The organism is Rhodosalinus sp. 5P4 (assembly GCF_041365695.1).
Taxonomy (GTDB): Bacteria; Pseudomonadota; Alphaproteobacteria; order Rhodobacterales; family Rhodobacteraceae; genus Rhodosalinus.
The window spans coordinates 214,709-238,203 of the sequence record NZ_JBGFSJ010000004.1 but is presented as its reverse complement, the minus strand read 5'-3'; the positions used below and the strand labels follow the sequence as shown (position 1 = coordinate 238,203).

Sequence of the window (23,495 nt, the reverse complement as noted above, 5' to 3'; positions counted from 1 at the left end):
GGCGCGCTCAGACCACCCCGATCTCGGACAGCGCGGCGCTGAGTTCGGGCGGCAGCGCGTCCTCGGCCTGCCGGCTTTCGGGCAGGTCCGCGGGGCTGTCCTCCGGCGCGAGGTAACGCCAGCCCTGGAACGGGCGGCGCTGCGCCGGGCGCGTGCGGATCAGGCCCTCTTCCAGCACGATGGCGCAGCGCGTGATCCCGTCCGCCCCTTCCACCGGGTCGAGCCGCAGGATGCGCTGGCGGCACTGGATGAGCCCCTTGACGACCCAGTAGATCGAGCCACCCGTCAGGATCTCGTCGGCGCGTTTCGGCCACATCCGCGTGACGTGGCGCGGCTTGCCGTCGGCGGTTTGCGCCCGCCGTGTCCGCTGCCAGCGCGCCAGTTCGTCGACGTTTTCGGTGCCCGCGCTGAGCTTCACAAGGTTTATGTGCGCCAAGAGATGACTCCCCCAAGTCTTGCGACTATATTAGGGCTTCCCCGGCACCCCGCAACCCGCCACGCCCTGCCAGGAGGCCCCGATGACCCGCTTCGCCGCGCCGATCGCCGAGACGATCTGGGACATGAAATACCGCTTCAAGCAGGCGGACGGAACGCCGATAGACCGCACGGTCGAGGACAGCTGGCGCCGCGTGGCGCGTGCGCTCGCGGCAGTCGAGGCCGACCCGGAGGCATGGGAAGAGCGGTTCAACGCCGCGCTCGAGGATTTCCGCTTCCTGCCCGCGGGCCGCATCCTCGCGGGCGCGAGCACGGGCCGGAAGGTGACGCTCTTCAACTGCTTCGTGATGGGCACGATCCCGGACAGCATGGCCGGCATCTTCGAACACCTGAAGGAGGCCGCCCTCACCATGCAGCAGGGGGGCGGGATCGGCTACGATTTCTCCACCATCCGGCCGCGCGGCGCGGACGTCACCGGCGTGGCCGCCGACGCCTCTGGGCCGCTCTCCTTCATGGATGTCTGGGACGCGATGTGCCGCACCATCATGTCGGCGGGCTCGCGCCGGGGCGCGATGATGGCCACCATGCGCTGCGACCATCCCGACATCGAGGAATTCATCGCCGCGAAATCCGATCCCGCCCGGCTCAGGAACTTCAACGTCTCGGTGCTGGTGACCGACACCTTCATGGAGGCGGTGAAGGCCGACGGGCCGTGGGAGCTCACCTTCGCCGGCAAGGTCTATCACACCGTTCCGGCGCGCGATCTGTGGAACCGGATCATGCGCGCCACCTACGACTATGCCGAGCCGGGGGTGATCTTCATCGATCGCATCAACGCGATGAACAACCTTGCCTATGTCGAGGAGATCGCGGCGACGAACCCCTGCGGCGAGCAGCCGCTGCCGCCCTATGGCGCGTGCCTTCTGGGCTCCATCAACCTCTCCCGCCTCGTGCGCGATGCGTTCGAGCCCGAGGCGGCGATTGACCTCGCGGCGCTCGACGATCTCGTCGCCACCGCGGTGCGGATGATGGACAACGTGGTGGACGCCTCCAATTTCCCGCTTCCCGAGCAGCGCGCCGAGGCGCAGGCCAAGCGGCGGATCGGCCTTGGCGTCACGGGCCTCGCCGACGCGTTGCTGATGCTGGGCCTGCGCTACGGCTCCGACGCGGCGGCGGCGCAGACCGAGGCGATCCTGCACCGGATCGCGCGCGCGGCCTATCTCGCCTCGGTCGATATCGCGAAGGAAAAGGGGCCCTTCCCGCTTTTCGAGGCGGAGGCCTTCCTCGCCTCGGGCGCCATGGCGCAGATGGACGAGGACGTGCGCGAGGCGATCCGCACCCACGGCATCCGCAACGCGCTGCTGACCTCCATCGCGCCCACCGGCACGATCAGCCTCTATGCCGGCAACGTGAGTTCGGGCATCGAGCCCGTCTTCGCCTATTCCTACACCCGCAAGGTGCTTCAGAAGGACGGCTCGCGCACCGAGGAGGAGGTGGCGGATTACGCCGTTCAGCTCTGGCGCGAGAAGTTCGGCGACCGAGACTTGCCCGCGTATTTCGTGAACGCCCAGAAGCTCGCGCCGGAAGATCACGTGAAGATGCAGGCGGCCGCGCAGCGCTGGGTGGATTCGTCGATCTCCAAGACGATCAACGTGCCCGCCGACATCGCCTTCGAGGACTTCAAGGACGTCTACATGCAGGCCTACGAGTCGGGCTGCAAGGGCTGCACGACCTACCGGCCGAACGAGGTGACGGGAAGCGTGCTGAGCGTGGGGGAGCAGGAGGACGTGGCCCCCGGCGAGGCACCGGAACAGGCGACGGACCTTTCGGGGGAAGGCGCCGACGTCATCTACATGTCCGAGCCGCTCGACCGCCCGCAATCGCTGGAGGGCGCGACCTACAAGCTGAAATGGCCCGACAGCGAGCACGCCATCTACCTGACCATCAACGATGTCGTCATCGGCGGCCGGCGGCGGCCCTTCGAGGTCTTCATCAACTCCAAGAACATGGAGCATTTCGCCTGGACCGTGGCGCTCACCCGGATGATCTCGGCGGTGTTCCGGCGCGGCGGGGACGTCTCCTTCGTGGTGGAGGAGCTGAAGGCCGTCTTCGACCCGCGCGGCGGGGCCTGGCAGAACGGCAAATACATCCCCTCGATCCTCGCGGCCATCGGCGGCGCGATCGAGCGGCACATGATCGCCATCGGCTTTCTCGAGGGCGAGGGAAAGGGGCTGAAGTCCGATCCCACCGCCAGGGTGGTGGGGCTGGAGAACGCCCCCCGCGGCGCCGCCTGCCCGTCCTGCGGGCAATACGAGATGCGCATGATGGAAGGGTGCCTGACCTGCGCGAGCTGCGGCTACTCCAAGTGCAGCTGAGGCGCGGGGGTCAATCCTCGCGCTCGGTCGTGAAGGTCAGCGGATAGCCCTTGGAAAGCCCGGCCTCGTTCGCCTGGGCGGTCTTCGTCTCGGCCACCTCCCTCGTGAAGACGGCGACGACGCAGGCGCCCTGCCGGTGGGCGGCGAGCATGACGAGGGCGGCTTCGTCCTCGCTCATCCGGAAGACGCGTTTCAGCACCGACACGACGAACTCGCGCGGTGTGTAGTCGTCGTTGAGAAGGATCACCTTCCAGAGCTTCGGGCGCTCCGTCCGGGTCGCGCTCCGCGTCTTCCGGAGCGTCACGATATTGGCCATTCCCCGGCACCTCCCCGGTCTCGAATCGCGCCCGAAGGATAGCGCATCGCGATGGCGGGGCAGCGTCCGATGCTGCGGCGCGGTCCGCGGAGGATCGCGCTCAGGCTTCCCAGGTGATCCGCCCGCCCGCCACGGTGAGCGCGGCGCGCGCGGTGTCGAGCGCCTCGGGGTCCATCGCCTCGAGGTCGTGGTCCATCACGGCGATATCGGCGAGGAAACCGTCACGGAGCCGGCCCTTGCGGTCCTCGGCGAACTCCACCCACGCGTTGTCGCAGGTGTAGGAGCGCAGGGTGTCCATGAGATCCTGGCGCTGGTCGGTCCAGGGCGCAGGCAGCTCGAGCGGCGCGGCGGCCGCCTTCACGCTGTCCATCACGTCCACCTGGATCACCGGCCAGTCGGTGGAAAAGCAGACGCGCGCCCCCGTCTCCCGGATCGACTGCCAGGCGAAGGCCATCGGGATCTGCTCGGGGTGGAGCACCTCGTCGAGCCCGTGCGCGGGGAAGATGTGGCCGCGCGGCGCGTGGCCGGGCTGGATCGAGGCGACGACGCCGAGCGCGGCGAAGCGGGGCAGGTCGTCGGGATGGAGCACCTCGATATGCTCGACCCGGTGGCGGCTGTCGCGCACGCCGTTCGCGCGCCGCGCGGCCTCATAGCCGTCGAGCGTGCGCCGGATGGCGAGATCGCCGATGGCGTGGGTGGCGATCTGCAGCCCCATCGCGTCGATGCGCACGCAGGCTTCGGTGAAGTGATCGGCCCCGAAGACGGGATCGCCGACGTGGGTCGTGCCCGGGTAGGGACGCAGCATCAGCGCCGTGCGGCTTTCCACCACCCCGTCCATGAACATCTTCACGCGGTTGGTCCAGATCCAGTCCCCGGAGAAGCGGCGGCGCATCTCTGCGGCCTCTTCCAGCCGGTCGAGCGGATCGAAGCTTTTCAGGTGGAAGGGCACCTCGGTGCGGCAGAGCAGTTTTCCTTCCGCCTCGAGCTCGGTCAGCAGCTCGGCGGTGTAGAAATTTCCGTCCATGTTGTGGAGCCCGGTGATGCCGTGGCTCGCGCAGTGGGCCAGCCCGCGGGCGATGGCGGCCTTGTCGCGCGCACGGTCGGCGGGGCCCGGCGCGGGCACCGGGTCGGCGCCGGTGACGAGCCCCTCCATGTCGCGCCCGCCGTGGCGGGTGTGGCGCAGGACGGGCTTGTAGGCGCCGGGCTCGCGCAGTTCCCCCGTCGCCGTGCCGTCGGGCGCCATCACGATCTCCGCGCCCGCATCCGTCTCGCCGCCATGCAGGATACCGCCGAGTTCCAGCGCCTTCGTGTTGGCCCAGATCGTGTGATGGTCGGGGGCGAACATGGCGAAGGGCCGGTCGGGCAGCACGCGGTCGAGATCCTGGCGCGTGGTCTGACGGCCGGGCCCCAGGATGTCGTAGGCGGCCATCACGGCGAAGACCACGCGGTCGTCGCTCCGCGCGGCTTCGGCGCGTACCGCCTCGGTCAGCGCGTCGTGGCCCTCGACCCCGTAGAGGTTCAGGTAGTCGAGCTCCACCGACCCGCCGAAGAGGTGGACATGGCTGTCGATGAAGCCCGGCAGCACGGTGGCGCCCTGTGCGTCGAAGACGCGCGTGGCAGAACCGGCGAGGCCGCGGATCTCCCCGGTCGCGCCGACGGCGGTGATCGTGCCGTGCTTCACCGCCAGCGCCTCTGCGCGCGGCCGGGCCGGGTCGAAGGTGACAAGCTTGCCGTTGAGGATGACGAGGTCGGGCGCGGCGGCCATGCGGGCACTCCGTGGGTCGGGAAGGGTCCGGGGGCGCGCGGGCGCGCCCCCGGCAGGGATCATTTCAGAAGCTCGGTCCAGATCGCGCGGTAGATCTGCTGCGCCTCGGGCGGGCAGATCTTCGAATCGACCCCGGCGGAGGCGAACTCCTCCGGCACGACGACCTCGGGCGCGGTGGCCATGACCTCGTCCATGTATTCCTCGGAGCCCGCGATGCCGTTGGCGTAGCGCGCGAAGTTCGAGATCATCGCCGCGTTCTCGGGATCCATTATGAAGTTCATGAAGGTCTTCGCCTCCTCGACGTTCTGCGCGTCCGCGAGGATCGCGAGGTTGTCCGACCAGACCGGAAAGCCCGTCACCGGATAGCCGAAGGCGATGTCGTCGTTCTGAAGCCGGGCGCGCAACGCGGCCCCGTTCCAGGTGATGCTGGCCGCGATGTCCTCGGCGGCGAGCCGTTCCACCGTGCTGTAGTCGATCGACAGCCAGTGCGGTTTCGCCGCCACCAGAAGATCGCGCACCTCGCTCAGCGTCTCGCGGTCCTGGCTGCACTGCTCGCCGCCGACGTAGTAGATGGCGATGGACATCACGTCCATCATCTCGGGGATGACGTTGATCTTGCCGCGAAGCGCCTCGGGCGGCTCCAGGAAGATCGCGGCGGTGTTGATGTCGCCGTCATAGTCGGAGGTGTTGACCGCCATGCCGACGGTGCCCCACTGCCACGGCACGGTGTAACGCCGTCCCGGGTCGAAATCGGGATCGCGCCAGCGCTCCGCCATGTGCTCGAAATTCTCCATCTGGTCGGGCCGCGCCTCCAGCAGCAGGCCCTCCTGCAGGTAGATCGGCACATAGGTCGCCGATGGCACGACGATGTCGAAGCCGTGCCCGCCGGCCTGGATCTTGGCGAGCGCGGTGTCGTTGCTGTCGTAGTCGGTGATCGTGACGTCGATGCCGGTCTCGGCCTCGAACTTCTCGATCATCTCGGGGCTGGTGTAGTTGCCCCAGTTGTAGATGTTGAGCTCCTGCGCGAGCGCCGGCCCGGCGAAGGCGAGCGCCGCCGTGGTCATCACCAGTCTGTTCATCTTTCGTACCTCCTTGGTCACTTCCTGCTTCGGTTGAGGAAGAAGAACGCCATCACCAGCACGACCGAAACGGCGAGAAGCGCGGTCGAGATCGCGTTGATCTCGGGCGTCACCGCGCGGCGGAGCTGGCCCAGCATGTAGGTGGGCAGGGTATCCTGCCCGGCGGATTTCACGAACTCGGTGATCACGACGTCGTCGAGCGAAATCACGAAGGCCAGCATCGCGCCGGCGAGGATGCCCGGCCAGAGCTGCGGCAGCGTCACCCGCCGGAACACCTGCCACGGCGTCGCGTAAAGGTCGGCCGCCGCCTGTTCCAGCGTGAGGTCCATGCCCTGCAGCCGCGCCCGGATCGGCAGGAACGCGAAGGGAATGCAGAAGGCGGTATGCGCGATGATGAGATACCAGAGCCCGGTGTAGCCGGTGGCGACCTTGATCATCGCGAAGAAGATCAGCAGCGCGACGGCGGTCACGATCTCGGGCACCATCAGCGGCTGGTTCACGAGCGCGAAGACGACGGTCTGCCCGCGCCACGGACGCGTGCGGGTGGTGGCTAGCGCCGCGCCCACGGCGGCCGAGGTGGCGATGGCCGAGGCGGCGGTGGCGATCACCACAGACCGGACCGTCGCGGCCTGAACCTGCTCGTTCTCGAGCGCCGAGGCGTACCAGCGCAGCGAGAAACCCTCCCAGAGGGCGACCGAGGTGCCCGCGTTGAAAGAGAAGATCACGAGAAGGAAGATCGGCAGGTAAAGCAGCACGAAGCAGAGCGTCGCCACCGTGGTGAAGCCCGGTTGCCGGGTCACGTCGAACCCCTGCCGCCTAGCCATGCCCGCGCACCTCCTCGCGCCCGGCGGCGCGGATGTAGAAGATCAGCGCCACCATGACGATGGCCAGAAGCGTGAGCGACAGGGCCGCGCCGAGCGGCCAGTTGCGCCCCTGTCCGAACTGAAGCTCGATGAAGTTGCCGAGCATCATGTTCTTGCCGCCCCCCAGCACCCGCGGCGTGACGTAGGCGCCGAGGCAGGGCACGAAGACGAGGATCGAGCCCGCCACCACGCCCGGCTTCACCAGCGGAAGTATGATCCGCCGCAACACCTGCAGCCGCGTGGCGTAGAGGTCGTAGCCCGCCTCCACGAGCGAGAAGTCGAACCGCTCCATCGAGGCGTAGATCGGCAGCACCATGAGCGGCAGGTAGACGTAGACCATGCCGACGAGCACCGCGAATTCGGTGAAGAGCATCTGGATCGGGGCATCGATGACGCCGGCCCAGAGCAGGATCGTGTTCACCGTGCCCTCGTTGCGGATGAGTTCCATGATGGCGAAGGTGCGGATCAGCAGGTTCGTCCAGAACGGGATGATGATGAGCAGCATCCAGAAGTCGCGCGTGCCGCGTGGACGGGTGGCGATGAAGTAGGCCGTCGGGAAACCGAAGAGCAGCGCCAGCAGCGTCGTCATCAGCGACAGCTTGATCGAGCGCCAGAAGATCGACAGGTGCGCATCGGCCAGCCCGACCTCGCCGGTGAAGAAGTCACGCTCCATCAGGACGCTGACCCACGCATCGGTGGAGAAGTCCCACACGACCCCGCCGTAATCCCCCGGGGTCAGGAAGGAATAGATCAGGACGATCAGAAGCGGGCCGGACGCCGCGAAGAGCAGGATGACGAGCGCGGGCGCCAGCAGCAGGGCGCGGGCGCGGCGCCTGTCGGTGTCCTGTCGATGGGCGGGCAGGGCCATCCGTTCAGTCCCTCAGGACCTGGCCGACACCGGCGGCGAAGGTGATGCCCACCGGGTCGCCGGCCTGCCGCGGCTGGGCCGCGTCGGGCTGGTTCTGCTGGCGCACGACGAAGCGTCCGCCGGCATCGAGATCGACGTGGAAGTGCGTGTCGGTGCCGAAATAGACCACCTCGGCCAGCCGGCCGGGCAGAAGCGCCTCGTCGGGCGGGGAAAGCTGGGCGTGCTCGGGCCGCACCGCGAGCGTGACGTGCCCCGACGCGGCGCCGCCCTCCGCTGTCCGGGCCTCGGTCTCGGTGCCGGATGGCAGCCGGATCCGCGCCCGCCCGTCCGAAACGTCCAGCAGCTCGGCCTCGAGGAAGTTGGTGTCGCCGATGAAGTCGGCCACGAACCTTTCCGCCGGGTGATCGTAGATGTCGCGCGGGCCGCCGATCTGGCGGATCGAGCCCTCGTTCATCACCGCGATTCGGTCGGACATGGTCAGCGCCTCGGCCTGGTCGTGGGTGACGAAGACGAAGGTGATCCCCGTCTCCGACTGAAGCCGCTTGAGCTCGAGCTGCATGTCCTTGCGCAGCTTGAAATCGAGCGCCGAAAGCGGTTCGTCCAGCAACAGCACCTTGGGGCGCGGCGCGAGCGCGCGGGCCAGCGCCACGCGCTGCTGCTGCCCGCCCGAGATCTGGCTCGTGCGCCGCCCGGCCATCTCCGTCATGCGCACGAGCTCGAGCATCTCGTCCACCGTGCGCCGCACCTCCTGCCGCGGCTTGCCCAGCATCTCCAGCCCGAAGCCGATATTCTCGGCCACCGTCATGTGCGGGAACAGCGCGTAGGACTGGAAGACGGTGTTCACCGGGCGCCGGTGCGGCGGGTTGTCGAGCAGGTCGCCGCCGTCGAGGGTGATGCGCCCCTCGGTCGGGTATTCGAAGCCCGCGATCAGCCGCAGAAGCGTGGTCTTGCCGCAGCCCGACGGGCCGAGAAGCGTGAAGAATTCGTTTTCGCGGATCGTGACGGAGACCTCGTCGAGCGCGCGGAAGGCGGTGCTTCCAGTGCCGAAAATCTTCGTGACTCCATCGATTTCGATCATCGTCGCCCGATCCGCCGCCTCGCCCGCACCTTTCGAGAAGATCATCCGCCCGACAGCATGGCAAGGGCAACTTGCCGGCGGCCCGCGCCACGACGCGGTCTTGCTCCAGCTTCCGCATGGGCCGCGGACGGGCGGCGGCTTTCCCAGCCCCCGGGGCGGTCCTGGTGGCGGCGCGCCACGGCTTGCCCGGGCGACGTGGCGCTGTAGTGTGAGCGGAGACCGCCGCCGACGGAGCCGCCGCATGTCGCGCCTCGCGCCCCTCTTCCTCGCGCTCGTTCTGGGCGCAATCGCACCTGCCGCGGCCTTCGCGCAGCAGACGCCCGCGCCCGCGACCGGCCCCGCGATCCAGCTCGAGAACGACGCCGCGACGGACGCCGCCATCGCCACGCGCCTGCGCGGCATCCTGTCCGAGCTCGACGGGTACGACGACGTCACGGTGACGGTGAGAGAGGGCATCGTCACTTTCCGGGGAACTGCCGTCGACGGCGCGGCGATCGCGCAGCTCGACGAGATCGCCAACCGCCTTTCCGAGGTGATCACCGTGCGCAATCAGGTCGCCGAGACCACCGCGGTCGCCGAACGCCTCGATCCCGCGATGGAGCGCCTGCGCGCGCGTTGGCGGCAGGTGGTCTCCACCTTGCCGCTTCTCTCGGTCGCGGCGGCCGTTTTCGTCGCCGTCGCCGCCATCGGCTGGCTGATCACGCGCTGGCGCGGACCGTGGCGACGCCTCGCGCCGAACGGTTTCATTGCGGATATCTACCGCCAGCTCGTGCGGCTGGGATTCGTGCTCGCCGGGCTCGTCGCCGGGCTCGACATCCTGGGCGCCACGGCGCTTCTCGGCACGATCCTCGGGGCGGCCGGCCTCATCGGCCTTGCCGTCGGCTTCGCGGTCCGGGACACGGTGGAAAACTTCATCGCGTCGATCATGCTCTCGATCCGTCAGCCCTTCGACCCCGACGACACGGTCGAGATCGAGGGTGATGTCGGCAAGGTGGTCCGCCTGACGAGCCGCGCCACGATCCTTCTGTCCCATGACGGCAATCACGTCCGAATCCCGAACGCGACCGTCTTCAAGAGCAGGCTCGTGAACTACACGCGCAACGACGCCACCCGGATCGTGTTCGATCTCGGCGTCGCGCCGGACACCGACCTGGCCGAAGCGCAGCGAATCGCCGCCGGGACGCTGCAAGCGTTGCCCTTCGTTCTGGATCGGCCGGCGGCGAGCGTATGGGTCCACGAGGCGGGTGACAGTTCCGTGGCCCTGCGGCTCACGGCGTGGATCTCGCAGCGGGAGAGCAGCTTCTATCCCGCGCGCGGGGAGGCGATCCGCCTCGTCATGGCAGCGTTCGCGGAGGCGGGCATCGAAATGCCGGAACCCACATACCGCGTCATGCGCGTCGCCCCGCCCGACGCGAACGCGACCGCGCCGCGCGGCGCGGTCCCCGCCGCCGGTCACAGCTTGCGGGAGCCGCAGGACGTGGCCGCCTACGACGAACAGGCCCTCGACCAGATCGTCCGGGAAGAACGGTCCGACGCCGGGGCGCAAAACCTTCTGAGCGGCGATGCCGCCCGCGAATGAGGAGGCCATTTTCCCGCAGCGAGGGCTTGCGTCGCGCCGGCGCCGGGAGTAACTAGCGCCCCACCGCTGGGGTGTAGCCAAGTGGTAAGGCAGCGGTTTTTGGTACCGTGTACCGTAGGTTCGAATCCTACCACCCCAGCCATGACGTCCGGAAATCACCAGAAAGCCCAGGAAGATTGGGCTTCCGCGTGTAACGCGGAAACCAGTGTATCCCAGTCCGCTCCGGGTGGGATACATGATGGGATACATCGCGCCCGCGCGGGCCTCAGCCTGATCGCCGAGGAGCAGCAGAAAGCCTTCTTCGCCTGGACGGCACGGCTTCCGAAGTCCCACGGGAAAGCCACGGCAAGAACCGCTTCTGCCGGCACGCCCCGAAAGACCCGTCGAAATACGCCTTCACCAAGCAAGACGAGATCGACGCGGCAGACGCGGCGGACGAGGAGGTCATGGAGGTGATCCGGGCCCGCAACCATCTCTCGAATGCCGAGAAACGTGCACTTCTTGCGGAACAGCCCGTGCCGCGCCGTACGATGACGACGAGGGGCGGTCACACCATCAACGCGCGGGCGGAGCGAAAACGGCACGGCGCCCTGCCGCGCGTCTTCGTGAATCGTCCTGCGCGCGGGTGGCGTCGCTATGCGCGGTAGATGAGCGTCTTCCGTGGTTCGCCGCTTCTGACCATGCCGCGATACATGCCTTCACAGTTGAAGGGCATGGCGATGCGGCCCGCCGCGTCCACGGCGATCAGGCCGCCGGACCCGTCATTCTGGGCGAGATCCTGCATCACGACATGCTCGGCCGCGGTTTCGATCGGTTCGTCGAGATGGCGCATGCGCGCGCTGATCTCGGCGGCGGCATTCCAGCGGATGAAGACCTCGCCATGCCCGGTTGCGGACACGGCGCATGTCGCGTCGTCGGCAAATGTGCCGGACCCGATCAGGGGCGTGTCCCCGACGCGGCCCGGGGCCTTCGCGGTCATGCCGCCCGTGGAGGTGGCTGCCGCGACATGGCCCGACGCGTCGCAGGCGACGGCGCCGACCGTGCCGTGGCGTCGTGCGGGGTCATCGTTCTCCGCGCCTTCTTCACGCATCTCGAGCGTTTCCTGAAGCGCGTCCCAACGCGCTTGCGTGAAGAAATAGCTCTCGTCCTCGAATGGCAGACCCGCATCACTGGCGATCCGGAGCGCATTCTCGCCGATCAGCATGACGTGATCGGTGCGCTCCATGATGGCGCGCGCCGCGCGGACGGGGTTGCGGGGTCCGAAAATGCCGGCAACGGCGCCGGCGCGGCGCGTTGCGCCGTCCATCACGGCGGCGTCCATCTCCTGCTTGCCATCGGCGTTGAAGACGGCGCCACGTCCGGCGTTGAACAGGGGCTCGTTCTCGAGCGCGCAGACCGCTGCCGTGACCGCATCAAGGGCGGGGCCGCCGTCTTTCAGGATTGCCTCGCCAGCTTCGAGAGCGCGGGCGAGGCCCGCGTGATACGCACGCTCCAGTTCAGGGGTGATCTTCGATTTCAGGATGGTTCCGGCGCCACCGTGAATGGCAAGGGCGTAAGTCATGTCTGTCCTTTCAGTCCGGCCGCAGCGGCGCAGTGGCGCGCGATGTCGGCATGGGTGGCGACCCAGCAATCGCCCCTGTCGGCAATGCGTTCGAGAAGCGTTTCGAGAATGAACATCCGGCTGCGGTAGCCGATCACATGCGGGTGCATGGTCAGCAGGAAAAGCCCGCCATCGGCGTAGGCGCCCTCGAACTCTCGCGTGAAGATGTCCAGCACGGCTTCGGGCGGGGTGTAGGGGCGTTGCGCGCCAAAGCGGTTCATCGTGAAGTAGACGGCGTCGTCGCGGATCCATTCGACCGGCAGCTCGACGATCCCGGTGGGTTCGCCATCGGCCACGATCTCGTAGGGATCGTCGTCCGCGAACAGCGAGCTGTCGTAGGCAAGCCCGAGTTCGCGCGCGATGGCGAGCGTGTTGGGGCTGTAATCCCACGATGGCGTGCGCATGCCGACCGGCCGCGTCCCGGCGAGCCGCTCCAGCGTGTCGGCCGCGCGGAACATCAGGTCGCGCTCTGTCGCGTGGTCGAGGCGCGAGTTCACCTCGTGAATCCAGCCATGCAGTCCGATCTCGTGGCCGTCCTGCGCCAGGTCACGCTGTTCGTCGGGGTGCAGCAGCGCCGAGACGGCCGGGACGAAGAAGCTGGCCTTGAAGCCGTGCCGGTCGAGAGCGGCGCGGATGCGCGGGAGTCCGCGCCGGCTGCCGAATTCGCCCCATGACAGGCGCGCGGGCGACTGGCCGCCGTCACGCAGCTCGTTGGTTTCGTGATCGCTGTCGAAGGACAGCGCCACGGCGCAGCGCGCGCCCCCGGGCCATGTGTCTGGCCTGAGGTTGCGGCCCGCACGGACCTGGTTCACCAGCCCGCGCCAGGTGGTCTCGTCCCAGCCATGCGGTTCGCTCATGCATGTCCTCCGTCGACCGGGAGAATCTGCCCGGTGATCCATTCCGCCCGATCCGAGGCCAGGAAGACGACGGCGTTGGCGATGTCCTCGGCCCGTCCGAGACGGCGCATGTGGATGCCCTGAACGATCTGTTTCTGTCGCTCTGGGCCGAACGCGTCCCATTGGCGCTCGGTGGAAGGGTTCGACAGGATGAAGCCGGGAGCGACGGAGTTCACCGTGACGCCATGCGGGCCCAGTTCCAGCGCCAACTGGCGGGTCAGTCCCACAAGCGCGTGCTTGGCCGAGGCGTAAGCCTGGATCCCCGTCAGGCTTGGCCGCAGCCCCGCACCCGAGGAGATGGTCACGACCCGGCCCCAGCCGCGTGCCTTCATGCCGGGTGCGGCGGCCTGCGCGCACCACATCGCGGCATCGACATTGGCGGCGAAGATCGCGCGCCAGTCGGCTTCGGAAATCTCCTCGATCGGACGGCCGGCCTGGCCGCGCACACCGCCGGCGGCCGTCACAAGGCCATCAAGGCGGCCATGCAGCGCCTCGACATCCGCGATCGCGCTGCGCGCGCCGTCGCGGCTGCCCAGATCGGCGGCATGGGTCGTGGCGCGATGTGCCAGGCTCGCCATGCCGTCCTCGTCGATATCGATGGCGGCGACGGTCGCGCCGGCATCGGCCAGCGAAGCGACGATGGCGGCGCCGATACCCTGCGCGGCGCCGGTGACGGCGAAGACCCGGCCCTCGAGGCTCAACTGCATAGCGGCACCATCTCGCTGACGAGGTCCGGCGACTGTTCGCGGCGCCCTTCCTCGATGTCGTGGATCAGCTGGACCATGCGCGCCAGCGTGGGGGTCTCGACCCCGTGCTCGCGGCCGAGATCGACCAGCAGGCCGACCTGTGCGTCGACCTCGGTGCGCCGCTTGCGCACGGCGAGGTCGCGCCAGATGCCGGAATGGGTCTTGGCCGTGTGGCGGTTGTGTTCGACCATCGCATCCAGCGATGCCGCCATCCGTGCGGTATCGGCGATGCGGAAGGCTTCGGGGTCGAAACCGTTGAACCCGAGCGGCTCGATGCCCTGCGCCGCGGCAAGGCGCATGACCTCGTGACCCAGCGCCTGGTATACGGCGCGATGCTCGGGGCGTGCCATTGCGTCCGACATCGAAAGCGGCGTCAACGCGGTCGCGAACAACAGCGCGCCGTAGCCAAGCTTGCCCCAGAGGTAACCCCAGATATTGTCGGTCAGAACCGCGTTGGGTTCCACGATACGAAGCAGGGCGTGAATTTCGCGCGTCCGGTCGATGTTGCGGCCGTCCAGCTCCCCCACCGCGACGGCGGCCCGGTTGCCATACAGGATGCGGCCAGGTTCCAGCCAGTCGGCGCCGTAGTTCACGAAGCAGCCGACAGTGTTCTGCGTACCGATGCGGTTGGCGATGGCGATCTCGTTCAGCCCGTTCTGCGCCGAGACGACGAAGCCCCCCGGTGCGAGATGCGGCACGAGCATGTCGAGCGCCGCCTCGGTATGATGCGCCTTGACCGCGAGGATGATGCGCTGGAACCGGCCTTTCAGTTCGGCGGGCGTGCTTGCGGGCAGCTTCTGCGTGAATGCCTCGACCGGGCCCTCGATGACCAGCCCGTCCTCGCGCATGGCGCGGACGTGATCCTCGACGATGTCCACCATGCGTACGTCATGGCCCGCTCGGGCGAGATAGGCGCCCAGAATTCCGCCGATGGCGCCGGCGCCCCAGATCAGGATCGGCTCGCTCATGCCCAGTCGCCTTCCAGCTGGGCGCGCGTTTCCTCCACGGCGATGGACCAGAGACGGTCGGTCTCGGCGTCGGGCTTCTGGTAGACGCCACCGTAATTGCCGTCGCCGATCAGTTCGCGGACACCCGCTGCATTGCGGTCGCGCAGTTTTTCGAACGGCACGAACGGCTTCTGTTCCGTCGGAAGGTCACGGCCGGGCAGGCGGGTCCAGGGGAAGTTTTCCATCCACGAGGCGTGGCTGGCGACCGGGTCGATCTCCTGCACGCAGGCCCATGTCCGGGGCGCGCGCCACCAGTCGTGGAAGCGGCAGCGGGCGCTGTCATGCGCTTCCATCCATTCCATCGTCACGGGCTGGACCGGGCTGTTGCCGCCATGTCCGTTGACGATCAGGACGCGCCTGAACCCGGTGGCGTAAAGGCTGTCGAGGATATCGCGCAGAAGCGCCGCGTAGGTCGCGAGCTTCAGGGACACGCTGCCGGGGTAGGCCATGAAGTACGGCGTAAGACCGTAGGCCACCGCGGGAAAGACCGGTACGCCCAGCGGCTCGGCCGCGTCGGCCGCGACCTTTTCCGACAGGATCGAGTCGACCGAGAGAGACAGGTAGGCATGCTGTTCAGTCGAACCCAGCGGCAGGACGCAGCGGTCGTCCGTTTCGAGGTATTTCTCGACCTCGAACCAGTTGCTTTCGGAAATCTTCAAGGCGCGTGTTCCTCCTTGTCTGGCGTTCGTCCGCGGCAGGCGTCGATCGCCGGCAGCAGGTCGGTCTCGATCGCGTGGCTGTCTGGGGTGTGGCGGTATTCGATGGCCATCTGGTCGGCGCGCAAGCCTTGCCGCAGGTTATCGGCGCCGGTCGAGTGGACGATCACGTCGGCGCGCGACAACAGGCCCGGCAGGTCGTCGTCGTCGCTGACGGCGCCGGTCACGCGGGTGACGTGCGGCGCGAAGCGCAGGACGCCGGCGCGCATCACGGGCAGGAATTCCGGGAAATAGGATACCACCGCGACCTGTGCCTGCGGTGCGATGGCCGCGAGCGCGATGCGCGTCGCTTCTTTCGGGATGAGCGTGATGCCAACGACGGGTATGCCGGGGAAAAGCGCCTGCGCCTCGACGCGCAGGGTGCGCGGTGTGACGACGATATCGATCCTCTCGGGGCGGTCTCGGACAAGCTGCTCGGTGGTGCGGGCGAGGATCTCGTCACCGGGGCGCAGGAAGGGTTGGATGTCCTCGGCATAGGCCGCGGTCGCGTCGTGGAACGTACCCAGCATCAGCACACGCACATGTCCCGGACGAAAGGACGCCGTCGATACGCGATAGGCGAGTTCCGCCCGGGAGAGGCCGGCCTCCTGGCCCAGGCGCACCAGTTCGCCGATGCAGCGCTCGACATCGCGCAGAGACTGGGCCTGCTGGTGCGAGACCCCTCCGTGGGTGACGAATGTGCCAGTGCCGACCCGCCCCTCGACATGTCCGGCCTCCCGCAGCGCGGAATAGACGTTGCCGACCGTGACGGGCGACATGCCCAGATGCCCTGCGAGCCGCCTGACCGAGGGCAGGCGCGTGCCGGGCGGTATGTCGCCCGAGGCGATGCCGTATTCCAAGGCACCGCGCAATTGGACCGAGACGGACACCGACGACGACTTGTCGATCGCCACGGCGAGGCGTTCGAATGTGCTATCCATCTGTGGTTTACAGTCCACCATAGTGTATCATTGCAGGATAACGATCCGGCCCTCAAGCACATTTATTTCGCATGCTGCCGCTTTTGCGTAGCGGATCTTGCGGGTTTTGCAATTTTCTTATTGACGGACGCCCATGACGCGGTCGTAGTGTCACAGACAACTGTAACACATGGACGGGAGGCACTATGCTCAGAAATTCACTCAGGACCGGGATCGCGGTCGCCGCATTGCTGGCCGCGGCGCCGGCCGCGTTCTCGCAGGAGCTCACGATCGGCCTGCGCGCCGGGCCCGACTCGATCGACCCGCACTGGTCGACGCTGGGCAGCCAGGCTGAAGCCCTGCGCCACATCTACGACACGCTGGTCGATGCCGACGAAACCTTGCAGCTGAAGCCGGGCCTTGCCGTCAGCTGGGAGCCTGTCACCGACACGGCTTGGGACTTCAAGCTGCGCGAAGGGGTCACCTTTCACGATGGCACGCCCTTCACGGCTGAGGACGTGAAGTATTCGATCGACCGGATCCCGAACGTGACCGGCCCGATGTCGATGACGCTTTATACCAAGTACGTCGAATCGGTCGAAGTGATCGACGACTACACCGTGCGTGTGCACACCAAGGGTATCGCGCCGGCTCTGCCGAACGACTTCACCCGAATGTTCATCGTGCCGTCGGAAACAGGTGAGGGCGCGGGCAACGAAGAGTTCAACTCGGGCGAGGCCGCCATCGGCACCGGGCCCTACAAGTTCGTCTCCTGGGAGCCCAAGGGCGACCTGGTGCTGGAGCGCTACGAGGGCCATTGGCGTGGCGACACCCCCTGGGAGCGCGTCGTCCGCAAGGAAATTCCTGACGATGCCGCCCGTGTTGCGGCGCTGCGGTCGGGCCAGGTTGACCTGATCAACTACGTCCCCGCGACGGACTTCCTGTCGATGGAGAACGACCCCGACATCGAGACGTTCACGTCGGATTCGGTCTACATCCTGAACGTGCAGCCGTCGGTGAAGGACGAAGAACCCCAGCCGATCCGCGTCAACGGTGAAGAGGTCGAGGGAAACCCGCTTCAGGATCTGCGCGTGCGCAAGGCGCTCGACCTCGCAATCAACCGCCAGGTGCTCGTGGACGTCGTCCTTGAAGGTCTCGGCACGCCGGCCAACCAGTTGATGCCCGAAGGCTTCTTTGGCTACTCGGACGAAATTGGCGAAAAGGAATACGATATCGAGCAGGCCCGCGAACTGCTGGCCGAGGCGGGGTATCCCGACGGCTTCGAAATCGATTTCACCTGCACCAACAACCGCGTCCCCGGCGACGCCGTGGTCTGCGAGGCGCTGGCGCAGATGTGGTCGCGGCTGGGCCTGACCGTGAACGCTCAGGCGCTCAACGGCACCGTCTTCTTCCCGGCTGCGGCCAACGAGGAATACACCATGGCGATGTCCGCCTGGGGCACTCTGACCGGCGAAGCCGCCTATACCTACGGCGCGATGGTCCACAGCAAGGACCCCGAGAAGGGCTTCGGCAACTTCAACCGGACCGGCTATTCGAACCCGGAATTCGACGAGGTCTTCGTCGAGGGTACGCAGACGCTGGATACCGAAGCGCGTCGCGCGCTGTACGAACAGGCTTCCGTCATCGCGATGGAGGACCGGGCGCTGATCCCGACGGTGATCCTGCAGACCGTCTGGGCCGCCGAGGCCGACACGCTGGAGTTCAAGCCGCGCGTCGACCAGGAAACGCGGGCCTGGGTCATCGAGCCCACCAGCGAGTAACGCAGGCCGAAAAAGGAACAGGGCGCCCCATCGCGGGGCGCCCGATCCATACACCCGAGGCGACATGTTTGGATTCATCATCAGCCGCCTGCTTCAGGCGATCATCGTCGTTTTCGCGATGTCGATCATCGTTTTCGTCGGCGTTTATGCCATCGGGAACCCGATCGACGTGATGATCGATCCGGCCGCAACGGCCGAGATGCGCGAAAGGCTCATCGCGCAATACGGTCTGGACCAGCCCTTGTGGCGCCAATACCTAACCTTCCTTGCCAATGTGGCGCAGGGCGACCTCGGCCAGTCGATGGTCTACAACACCTCGGTGACGGGGCTGGTGTTCTCGCGCCTGCCGGCAACGCTGGAGCTTGTCCTTGTCGCCATCGGCATCGCGACCGTGGTCGGCATTCCGGCGGGTCTCTATGCCGGTTATCGCCCGAAAAGCGTGGCGGCCAAGGCGATCATGGCGCTGTCGATCCTCGGTTTCTCGGTGCCGACCTTCTGGATCGGCATGCTGCTGATAATGGGCTTCGCAGTAGAGCTGGGCTGGCTTCCCTCGGGTGGGCGCGGTGACGAGGGCACCATTTTCGGCGTCACCACCTCGCTGGCTACCGCCAATGGCTGGAGCCACGTCATCATGCCAGCGATCAACCTGTCTCTGTTCAAGATGGGGCTGATGATCCGCCTGACCCGGGCCGGGATGGTCGAGGCGATGCAGACCGACTACGTCAAGTTCGCGCGCGCGCAGGGCCTTCCCGACCGGCAGATCGTGTTCCGCCACGTGTTGCGCAACATCTCGATCCCGGTGGTCACGGTCTTCGGACTCGAACTCGGCTCGACGCTGGCCTTCGCGGTGGTGACCGAAAGCGTCTTCAACTGGCCCGGCGTGGGCAAGCTCATCATCGACTCGATCCTGACGCTCGATCGGCCGGTGATGGTCACGTACCTGATCCTCGTCGTGATCCTGTTCGTCATCATCAATTTCACTGTCGACATCATTTACGCGCGGCTCGATCCCCGCGTGCGGCTGGGGGGTGTGAAGTGACCGACGTCGCGATCAAAACGGTCGATCCGATCGCCGAGCCTGATGCCGCCCCGATCGAGACGCGCGCCACGCGTCTGAAGAATTTCTGGTCGGATTTCCGGCAGTCCTGGGTGGCGATCGGCGCGCTGATCGTGATCGTCACGCTCCTGCTGCTCGCCTTCGGCGCGCCCCTCGTGGCGCCCCAGGATCCTTACGATATGGCGATGCTCGACTGGCTCGACGCCTTTTTGCGGCCCGGGACCGTGGGCTCGGGCGGGTATGTCCACCTGCTGGGAACCGACAATGCCGGGCGCGACATGCTGTCGGCGATCTTCTACGGTCTGCGCACGAGTTTCACGATCGGCCTCTCGGCGGGGGCGCTGGCGCTTGCCATCGGCATCACGGTCGGCCTGACCGCAGCCTATTTCGGCGGGCGGATCGAATCTCTGCTCATGCGGATCGTCGATCTGCAACTCTCGATGCCGGCGATCCTGCTGGCGCTGGTGCTGGTGGCGCTGCTGGGGCAGGGGGTCATGCAGATCATCCTGGCGCTCGTGGTTGCGCAATATGCCTACTTCGCGCGCACTACTCACGGCGCCGCGACGGTAGAGCGCGGAAAGGACTATATCGAGGCAGCGCGCTCGACCCCGCTGCCGACGCATCGCGTGCTGTTCCGGCACCTGCTGCCCAACGTGCTGCCGCCGCTTATCGTCGTGGCGACGGTCCAGGTCGCGTCGGCCATCGCGCTCGAGGCGACGTTGTCGTTTCTGGGCGTGGGCCTGCCGCTGACCGAACCGTCGCTGGGATCGCTCATCTCGAACGGATTCAAGTACATCCACTCCGACCGCTACTGGCTGTCGATCTATCCGGGGATTTTTCTGATGATCACCGTTGTCGCCATCAATCTGGTCGGGGACCAGGTCCGCACCGTCCTCGATCCGAAGCGCAGCCGATGAGCGCCGCGCTCGATGTTCAGGGGCTGACGACGCGGTTCGACACCCGCGCCGGCACCGTCACCGCCGTCGATGGCGTGAGCTTTGCCGTCGAACGCGGCCGGATCATGGGTCTCGTCGGCGAAAGCGGGTCGGGCAAGTCAGTCACGGGGTTCTCGATCCTCGGCCTGATCGAGGAGCCGGGCCGCGTAAGCGCAGGCCGCGTCATGGTCGAGGGGACCGACCTGCGTGCGCTCTCGCCCGACAGGATGCGGTCGATGCGCGGGCGTAAGGTGGCGATGGTGTTCCAGGACCCGATGATGACGCTGAACCCCGTGCTGCGGATCGGCGACCAGATGGCGATGGCCGTGCGCGTGCATGAACCCATGTCAAGGGCGCGGGCGCTCGATCGTGCGCGCGACGCGCTCGGGACCGTGGGCATCCCGTCGCCCGAAGAGCGGCTGGCTGCCTATCCGCACCAGCTTTCGGGCGGCATGCGCCAGCGCGTGGCGATCGCCACGGCGCTGCTCCACCGCCCCGCGGTCATCATCGCGGACGAGCCGACCACCGCGCTAGACGTGTCGATCCAGGGCCAGATCCTGGCCGAGGTGCGTCGTCTCGCCGACGAAACGGATACGGCCATCGTCTGGGTTACGCATGACCTGGCGGTGGTCTCGTCGCTCGCTGATGACATCTGCGTGATGTACGCGGGCAAGATCGTCGAGCGGGGCACCGCCGAAGAGGTGATCGGACAGCCGCGCCACCCCTATACGCGGGGGCTGCTCGATTCCGTTCCGGGACAGCACGCGCCGGGCACGCACCTGCCGCAGATCCCCGGCTCGACCCCGCAACTATCGCATTTGCCCTCGGGCTGCCCGTTCCGCAACCGGTGTCCGCGTGCCACGCAGATCTGTGCGACCTTGCCCCCCTTCACGAGCTCCGGAACCCATTCCGCCCTGTGCCATCACCCGCTGGAGGCTGCATGACCGCGCCGCTTCTCGTCGTCGACCATGTGTCGAAGCGTTTTCCCCTTAAGGTGACCTTCGCTGACAAGCTGACCGCGCGCCTGTCGGGCCGCAGGGCCGGGGGCGCGGTTCATGCCGTTACCGACGTGTCCCTGAGCGTCGATCGCGGCGAGGTTGTGGGCATCGTGGGAGAATCCGGCTGCGGCAAGTCCACGCTCGGTCGCATCGTGTCCGGCATCTACGCCCCGACCGAAGGTACCGTGACGCTGGACGGAAAGCCCGTTGCCAAGGGGCGGGAGGATCACGTCAACAAGCTTACCACGCGGGTGCAGATGATCCACCAGGACCCCTTCGCGAGCCTCAATCCGCGCATGAAGGTCGGCGAGACGATTTCCGAGGGGCCGCGCACGCATGGGCTCGTGCCTTCGTCCGAGGTGCGCGAACGCACGCGCGAGCTTCTGCAACAGGTAGGGCTCGAGGGCGCCTATGCCGACCGGCTGCCGCACCAGTTTTCCGGCGGGCAGCGGCAGCGTATCGCCATCGCCCGGGCGCTGGCGATGCAGCCGGACCTGCTGGTGCTCGACGAGGCGGTCGCGTCGCTCGACGTGTCGATACAGGCGCAGGTGCTGAACCTGTTCCTGGACCTGCGCCGCGACCTGGGCCTCACGGCGCTATTCATCAGCCACGATCTTTCGGTCGTGCGCCATGTCTGCGACCGCGTCGCGATCATGTATCTGGGCCGCGTGGTGGAACTTGCCCCGGCGGATGAACTCTACGCCCGGCCGGAACACCCCTACACGAAGGCGCTGTTCGCCTCGGTTCCGACCCTGGGGACCGGGAGGCGCGTGTTCGAGCCCGTCAAGGGGGAAATCCCGTCGCCGATAGATCCCCCGCCGGGCTGCGCATTTCATCCGCGCTGTCCGTTTGCAGGGCCGCGCTGCCGGGTGGAGATTCCGCGCCTCACGGCGGCGGGCGAGGGGCGCAGCGTCGCCTGCCACCTCAACGATGGCGGCGTAGAGGCGAAAGCGGCATGACCGACCTTCAGACACGCGTCGCTCGCCTCAACGATGTTCTGTGCGCGGTGAACGCGCTGACGTGGGATTCGCGGACCATGATGCCCAAGGGCGGAGCGGAGACGCGCGGGCACCAGATCGCCACGCTCAAAGGCATCGCCCGGGACATGATTCTGGCGCCGGGCATGCGCGATGCCGTCGCGGCCGCCCTGGAAGCGGTGGCGGAACACGACGCGAGCGACGCCGACCGCCGCGCGGCCGAGGCCGTGGCCGCGGCGATCGATCACCATTCCCGCATTCCGGCGGATCTGCTGCGCGCGCAGGCCGAACAGAGCACATTGTCGGGCGCCGCCTGGGTGGAGGCGCGCGCCAAGTCGGACTTTGCCATCTTCTGTCCGTATCTCGAACGCACTGTCGCGCTCGCCCGCGAACAGGCGGATGCGCTGGGGCATGACAGCCATCCCTATGATCCTATGGTTCGGATCTTCGAGCCGGGCGAGACGGCGGCATCGCTTTCGGACTTCTTCTCGACGCTGCGCGCCGGCCTGCTGCCAATCCTCGACGCGGCGCAAGGACGGGCGCAACCGCGGACGGATTTTCTCTATCGCGACTATCCCGAAGCCGATCAGCAGGCCTTTGCGTTCGAGACCGCCCGCCTGCTTGGCCTGGACGTGGACCGCAGCCGGCTCGACGCGGCCGTGCATCCGTTCGAGATCAGCTTCACCCGCAACGATGTGCGCATCACCTCGCGATGGGCGCGCAATTACCTGCCCATGTCGATCTTCGGCAGCATCCACGAAACCGGTCATGCGCTGTACGAGATGGGCGCCGATCCGCGCCTGACGCGCGGCGCGCACGCGACCGACATGATCGGGCTCTATGCCGTCGCGGGGACGAGCTTCGGGATGCACGAAAGCCAGTCGCGCCTGCTGGAGAACCATGTCGGTCGCAGCCCGGCGTTCTGGGCGCGTCACTTCGGCCGCCTGCGCGACACCTTTCCCGATCAGCTCGCCGACGTGACCGAAGAGGAATTCGTCGCTTCCGTGAACCGGGTCGAACCCGGCCTGATCCGGGTCGAGGCCGACGAGTTGACCTACGACCTGCACATCATGCTGCGCGTCGAGATCGAGATGGCGTTGATGGACGGCTCCCTCGCGGCCGCCGATGTTCCGTCCGTCTGGAACGCGGCCATGCAGCGCGATCTGGGATTGCAGGTCCCGAATGACAGGCTTGGCTGCCTGCAAGATGTGCACTGGTCTTCGGGCTATATCGGGTCTTTCCCGACCTATACCATCGGCAATGTCACCGCGGCGCAGATCATGGCGCATCTGGACGGGACCATGCCGGCCGTGCGCGAGGGCCTCGACCGGGGCGAGACGACCGCCCTGCGCGACGCGCTTGGCGATCTTGTCTGGCGCCACGGCCGGTCCCGCAGTCGGGCCGAGATCCTCGAGGGCATCGGGGCCGTCGCGAACGACCCGACAGCCTACCTCGCGTATTTGCACGGCAAATTCGGACACGCCTCGGACGCGGCTGGAGCCTGAGCGTGCGCCTGACGGGGCCT

At 67.3% G+C, this 23,495-nt stretch carries 21 protein-coding genes and 1 tRNA gene; 9 read left to right on the top strand and 13 right to left on the bottom strand.

Annotation, left to right across the window (positions count from 1 at the left end; translation table 11 throughout):
• Window positions 1-7 precede the first annotated feature (7 nt).
• Window positions 8-436 (bottom strand): DUF1489 family protein, encoded by a 429-nt coding sequence (locus AB6A69_RS09015; protein WP_371060525.1) that lies wholly within the window; start codon window positions 434-436, stop codon window positions 8-10.
• Between the two features lie 82 nt (window positions 437-518).
• On the opposite strand from AB6A69_RS09015, the gene AB6A69_RS09010 reads away from it, so the two are divergent.
• Window positions 519-2,810: an adenosylcobalamin-dependent ribonucleoside-diphosphate reductase gene (locus AB6A69_RS09010; protein ID WP_371060524.1), complete on the top strand. Its 2,292-nt coding sequence runs from the start codon at window positions 519-521 to the stop codon at window positions 2,808-2,810.
• Between the two features lie 10 nt (window positions 2,811-2,820).
• Here the strand turns inward: AB6A69_RS09010 and clpS are convergent, their stop codons facing one another.
• The 6 genes from clpS to AB6A69_RS08980 form a co-directional block, all read right to left on the bottom strand.
• On the bottom strand, window positions 2,821-3,126 hold the full coding sequence (clpS, locus tag AB6A69_RS09005; RefSeq protein WP_371060523.1) for an ATP-dependent Clp protease adapter ClpS: 306 nt from the start codon (window positions 3,124-3,126) through the stop codon (window positions 2,821-2,823).
• A gap of 100 nt (window positions 3,127-3,226) precedes the next feature.
• On the bottom strand, window positions 3,227-4,891 hold the full coding sequence (locus AB6A69_RS09000) for an amidohydrolase (RefSeq protein WP_371060522.1): 1,665 nt from the start codon (window positions 4,889-4,891) through the stop codon (window positions 3,227-3,229).
• 59 nt (window positions 4,892-4,950) lie between these two features.
• Window positions 4,951-5,970, bottom strand: coding sequence for an extracellular solute-binding protein (locus AB6A69_RS08995; protein WP_371060521.1), 1,020 nt, complete (start codon window positions 5,968-5,970; stop codon window positions 4,951-4,953).
• A gap of 17 nt (window positions 5,971-5,987) precedes the next feature.
• Entirely contained in the window at window positions 5,988-6,794 is an 807-nt protein-coding gene (locus AB6A69_RS08990) for an ABC transporter permease (RefSeq protein WP_371060520.1), read from the bottom strand.
• Complete coding sequence (locus tag AB6A69_RS08985) at window positions 6,787-7,701, bottom strand: ABC transporter permease (RefSeq protein ID WP_371060519.1); 915 nt, start codon at window positions 7,699-7,701, stop codon at window positions 6,787-6,789. The genes AB6A69_RS08990 and AB6A69_RS08985 overlap by 8 nt, the downstream gene beginning before the upstream one ends.
• A 4-nt stretch (window positions 7,702-7,705) precedes the next feature.
• Window positions 7,706-8,779, bottom strand: a complete 1,074-nt coding sequence (locus AB6A69_RS08980; RefSeq protein WP_371060707.1) for an ABC transporter ATP-binding protein — start codon at window positions 8,777-8,779, stop codon at window positions 7,706-7,708.
• A 241-nt stretch (window positions 8,780-9,020) separates the two neighbouring features.
• Between AB6A69_RS08980 and AB6A69_RS08975 the strand changes: the two genes are divergently transcribed.
• Both AB6A69_RS08975 and AB6A69_RS08970 read left to right on the top strand, forming a co-directional pair.
• Complete coding sequence (locus AB6A69_RS08975) at window positions 9,021-10,358, top strand: mechanosensitive ion channel family protein (protein ID WP_371060518.1); 1,338 nt, start codon at window positions 9,021-9,023, stop codon at window positions 10,356-10,358.
• A gap of 67 nt (window positions 10,359-10,425) precedes the next feature.
• Window positions 10,426-10,500, top strand: a tRNA-Gln gene (locus tag AB6A69_RS08970).
• A gap of 492 nt (window positions 10,501-10,992) precedes the next feature.
• Here AB6A69_RS08970 and AB6A69_RS08965 read toward each other — a convergent pair.
• The 6 genes from AB6A69_RS08965 to AB6A69_RS08940 are packed head-to-tail and all read right to left on the bottom strand — an operon-like array spanning window position 10,993 to window position 16,243.
• Window positions 10,993-11,919, bottom strand: a complete 927-nt coding sequence (locus AB6A69_RS08965; RefSeq protein ID WP_371060517.1) for an isoaspartyl peptidase/L-asparaginase family protein — start codon at window positions 11,917-11,919, stop codon at window positions 10,993-10,995.
• A complete protein-coding gene (locus AB6A69_RS08960; protein WP_371060516.1) occupies window positions 11,916-12,815 on the bottom strand; it encodes a polysaccharide deacetylase in 900 nt (299 codons plus the stop codon). Before AB6A69_RS08960 ends, AB6A69_RS08965 begins: the two co-directional genes overlap by 4 nt.
• Window positions 12,812-13,561 (bottom strand): SDR family NAD(P)-dependent oxidoreductase, encoded by a 750-nt coding sequence (locus tag AB6A69_RS08955; RefSeq protein ID WP_371060515.1) that lies wholly within the window; start codon window positions 13,559-13,561, stop codon window positions 12,812-12,814. Before AB6A69_RS08955 ends, AB6A69_RS08960 begins: the two co-directional genes overlap by 4 nt.
• Complete coding sequence (locus AB6A69_RS08950) at window positions 13,552-14,568, bottom strand: ketopantoate reductase family protein (RefSeq protein ID WP_371060514.1); 1,017 nt, start codon at window positions 14,566-14,568, stop codon at window positions 13,552-13,554. Before AB6A69_RS08950 ends, AB6A69_RS08955 begins: the two co-directional genes overlap by 10 nt.
• Window positions 14,565-15,266, bottom strand: a complete 702-nt coding sequence (locus AB6A69_RS08945; protein ID WP_371060513.1) for a creatininase family protein — start codon at window positions 15,264-15,266, stop codon at window positions 14,565-14,567. Before AB6A69_RS08945 ends, AB6A69_RS08950 begins: the two co-directional genes overlap by 4 nt.
• The gene (locus AB6A69_RS08940; protein WP_371060512.1) at window positions 15,263-16,243 is read right to left on the bottom strand and encodes a GntR family transcriptional regulator; all 981 of its coding nucleotides are present in this window, start codon (window positions 16,241-16,243) and stop codon (window positions 15,263-15,265) included. Before AB6A69_RS08940 ends, AB6A69_RS08945 begins: the two co-directional genes overlap by 4 nt.
• Window positions 16,244-16,428: 185 nt before the next feature.
• On the opposite strand from AB6A69_RS08940, the gene AB6A69_RS08935 reads away from it, so the two are divergent.
• The 6 genes from AB6A69_RS08935 (at window position 16,429) to AB6A69_RS08910 (ending at window position 23,475) form a co-directional block, all read left to right on the top strand.
• Window positions 16,429-18,003, top strand: coding sequence for an ABC transporter substrate-binding protein (locus AB6A69_RS08935; RefSeq protein ID WP_371060511.1), 1,575 nt, complete (start codon window positions 16,429-16,431; stop codon window positions 18,001-18,003).
• A 64-nt stretch (window positions 18,004-18,067) separates the two neighbouring features.
• Window positions 18,068-19,042, top strand: coding sequence for an ABC transporter permease (locus AB6A69_RS08930; protein ID WP_371060510.1), 975 nt, complete (start codon window positions 18,068-18,070; stop codon window positions 19,040-19,042).
• Entirely contained in the window at window positions 19,039-19,977 is a 939-nt protein-coding gene (locus AB6A69_RS08925) for an ABC transporter permease (protein WP_371060509.1), read from the top strand. Before AB6A69_RS08930 ends, AB6A69_RS08925 begins: the two co-directional genes overlap by 4 nt.
• Window positions 19,974-20,939, top strand: coding sequence for an ABC transporter ATP-binding protein (locus tag AB6A69_RS08920; RefSeq protein ID WP_371060508.1), 966 nt, complete (start codon window positions 19,974-19,976; stop codon window positions 20,937-20,939). Before AB6A69_RS08925 ends, AB6A69_RS08920 begins: the two co-directional genes overlap by 4 nt.
• Window positions 20,936-21,952 (top strand): ABC transporter ATP-binding protein, encoded by a 1,017-nt coding sequence (locus AB6A69_RS08915; RefSeq protein ID WP_371060507.1) that lies wholly within the window; start codon window positions 20,936-20,938, stop codon window positions 21,950-21,952. The genes AB6A69_RS08920 and AB6A69_RS08915 overlap by 4 nt, the downstream gene beginning before the upstream one ends.
• Window positions 21,949-23,475: a carboxypeptidase M32 gene (locus AB6A69_RS08910; RefSeq protein ID WP_371060506.1), complete on the top strand. Its 1,527-nt coding sequence runs from the start codon at window positions 21,949-21,951 to the stop codon at window positions 23,473-23,475. The genes AB6A69_RS08915 and AB6A69_RS08910 overlap by 4 nt, the downstream gene beginning before the upstream one ends.
• The last annotated feature ends 20 nt before the right edge of the window (window positions 23,476-23,495 follow it).